This is a genomic window from Micromonospora sp. WMMD736 (assembly GCF_049179015.1).
GTDB lineage: Bacteria > Actinomycetota > Actinomycetes > Mycobacteriales > Micromonosporaceae > Micromonospora.
In genome coordinates, this window is the sequence record NZ_JBMHMI010000068.1 from 1 (window position 1) to 2,689 (window position 2,689).

Annotated in this window: 4 protein-coding genes; 2 read left to right on the forward strand and 2 right to left on the reverse strand. The window is 67.2% G+C overall.

Features of this window, described 5'->3' with window-relative positions; all coding sequences use genetic code 11:
* The first annotated feature begins 314 nt into the window (after positions 1 to 314).
* Positions 315 to 926 carry a Pr6Pr family membrane protein gene (locus ACN269_RS33615; protein WP_421477208.1) on the forward strand — a complete coding sequence of 204 codons (612 nt, stop codon included), beginning with the start codon at positions 315 to 317 and terminating at the stop codon, positions 924 to 926.
* Between the two features lie 79 nt (positions 927 to 1,005).
* Positions 1,006 to 1,842 (forward strand): L,D-transpeptidase, encoded by an 837-nt coding sequence (locus tag ACN269_RS33620; protein WP_421477209.1) that lies wholly within the window; start codon positions 1,006 to 1,008, stop codon positions 1,840 to 1,842.
* Positions 1,843 to 1,874: 32 nt separating this feature from the next.
* Here ACN269_RS33620 and ACN269_RS33625 read toward each other — a convergent pair whose 3' ends face one another.
* Together ACN269_RS33625 and ACN269_RS33630 are read right to left on the reverse strand one after the other, a co-directional pair.
* A complete protein-coding gene (locus ACN269_RS33625; protein ID WP_421477211.1) occupies positions 1,875 to 2,291 on the reverse strand; it encodes a lipoprotein LpqH in 417 nt (138 codons plus the stop codon).
* 13 nt (positions 2,292 to 2,304) lie between these two features.
* Positions 2,305 to 2,466 carry a hypothetical protein gene (locus tag ACN269_RS33630; protein ID WP_421477213.1) on the reverse strand — a complete coding sequence of 54 codons (162 nt, stop codon included), beginning with the start codon at positions 2,464 to 2,466 and terminating at the stop codon, positions 2,305 to 2,307.
* Positions 2,467 to 2,689: the final 223 nt, after the last annotated feature.

Genomic DNA, 2,689 nt, shown 5'->3' on the forward strand with positions numbered 1-2,689 from the left:
GTTGAGCCCAGCGGCGCCGTCGGCCTGGCCGCCTACCGCCAAGGCGTGACACCGCCCGGGCCCACTGTGATCATCGTGTCGGGCGGCAACATCGAGCAGTCGCTGCTGGCCGAGATCATCAGTGCACGCCTTCCATCAACCGGCTGATCCGGCCGGAGATGCCGAAGGGTGTCCGAAAAAGGTGCGCTCGGCCGGACGCGCTTGTCCGCCGCTCGTCATGACCGAAACCCGGCCACCCGCCCGTGCGCGACGACGGGCAATCGGCTGGAACGTCGGAACCGCCCGGTGGGCCAACACGCGCTAATGTCGCGGAGGTGGGTTTCACGCCTCTGCCGGCCGCACTGAACACGCTGCGGGTGGGCGTGCGGGTGACGATCATCGCTGCGGTGGTGGCCGCTGTAGTGGCGGTGGAGTTGACATCGCGCTCCGGCGTGCTCTGGCGGCTGATCACGTTCACCTATCAGGCCAATCTGCTCGCGGCCGCGTTCTACTTGTGGACGCTGTTGTCGCCGCGGGCCGACCGGCGGGCGGGGCTGCGTGGCGCGGTGGTCGTCTACGTGCTGGTTGCCGGTGTCGTCTGGAACCTGTTCTTGACCGGCCACAGCATGGGCTACACGCTGGCAAACCTGTTGTTGCACGTCGTGGTCCCGGTGCTGGCGGTGGCCGAATGGGTGCTGGTCGGTTCCGGTCAGGGACGCGTGCAGTGGTGGCAGCCTTTGGTGTGGCTGAGCTATCCCGCCTGCTACGTTGCTCTGGCATTGGCGGTCCTCAACCACGCGGGACGGCGGGTGCCGTATTACTTCCTTGATCCCGGTTCCGTCGGCGGGGCCGCCGTCGTGCTCAACATCAGTGTGCTGGCGATGATCTTCCTGGTGCTCGGTTACGGTTTGTCGGCGCTCCGGCGGACCTCGTCAGCACTCAGTTGATGCTGGTTGAAACGTTTTGTCGGCAATCGCCGATGAGTTGGTGTGAGGCGATGGCTCAACGTAGACGATCGGTGCGGACGTGCGCCCGTCGGCGCGTCTCAGAGTTCGCTCAATGTGGCGAACTACACTGACGATGCGCCGACCGCAGCATCTCGAAGGGATGGTGACCGTGGGTAAAGCACTCCGATTGATGTTCGCTGTCCTCGGGATCACGGCGATCACTGCCGCGGGTACGGCTAGCCCCAGTCAGGCCGCGGTGCCCACCGGCGAGACCGTCGCCAGCATCGAACCGGCAAACGGCGCCGTCGTTGGGGTGGCCCATCCCGTGGTGGTCACCTTCGGGGCGCCGGTGACCGATCGCGCCGTCGTCGAGCAGAGTCTGACCATCTCCGCACCGCAGGTTCCCGCTGGGGAGTTCACCTGGCTCAGCGACCGTGTCATGCAGTGGGATCCGACCGGCTTCTGGCCGGCACACTCGGCGATTTCGGTGTCGGTCGGCGGCGCATCGACGAGCTTTGAATCGGCGGCGTCGGTGGTGGCCGTCGCCGACATCTCAGCCCACACCTTCACGGTCAGCATCGGTGGCGAGGTGGCTCGCCAGATGCCGGCGTCGATGGGCAAAGCGAAGTTCCCCACGCCGGTCGGGCGGTTCAGCGCGCTGCAGAAGCAGCGCAACGTGACGTTCGATTCGCGCACCATCGGCATCCCGCTCAGCGACCCCGAGGGCTACCTGATCCAGGGGGAGTACGGGGTTCGGGTGACCTGGGGCGGGGTGTATGTGCACTCGGCGCCGTGGTCGGTGGGCTCACAGGGGTACGCCAACGTCAGTCACGGCTGCATCAACCTCAGCCCGGACAACGCCGCCTGGTACTTCAACCAGGTCCGGGTGGGAGACCCGATCATCGTGCAGTACTGACGCCTCGGCGATGCGTGGGCCAGTCGAGTTGCTCAGCAGCGGGCCGTGACCCGGTACGGCACGGTGACGCGGTCGGTCGGGTCCTCGGCGAAGTAACCTTCGGCCTCACCGCTTACCGTGAACACCCCCTCCTCGATGTTCACCTCGCCGCTGCCGGTCGTGCCGGCCCAGTAGGCGCCGGTGAATCCACCGATGTCGCGCAGCTGGACCGAGTCGGCCGCGCCGTCGAGGCCCGACCGCAGCACCGCGGTGAAACCGGGCTCCTCGGCGAAGGATTCAAGGATCCACATCCAGCCGGTCTGCGAACAGCTGACAGGCTGGGTCGCGGTGGCACCGTCGCCGCCGACGGACAACTCGGCGGTTCGGGTGCCGACAGCCGGCGCGGGCACAGCACACCCCGCCAGGCCGATGACAACCAGCCCGGCGGCTGCGAGTGGTTTGACAGGCACGGTGCGCTTCAGGCTACTCCGCGACAGCTCCGCTGCGGCCCAGTTCGCGCAGTGTGGCGGCGACGGCCTCGTCGGCGGGCAGAAACGCTTCGATACTCATTTCCGCCGCGGTGAGATCCAGCGCGGTCCCGAAGGTGGTCCGGCTCGGTGTCGGTTCGCGGGTGGCGGCCGTCACGTCATCAGTGTCGCCGACGCACGGTGCCTCAAACCACCACCTGTCGGGTAATTGCCCGGGTAACCCGGGTCGGGCACGCTGGCAATAGGCAGCCGGAAGGAGTTCGAATGACAACCGCGACGCAATCCGATCGGGGAGTTCCCGGCTGGCTGCGGTTCGTGCTGCGCTGTGATCGCGCCGGCTCGGCGTGGTTCATCGGCGTCGGCTTCTTCTTCGCGCCGGT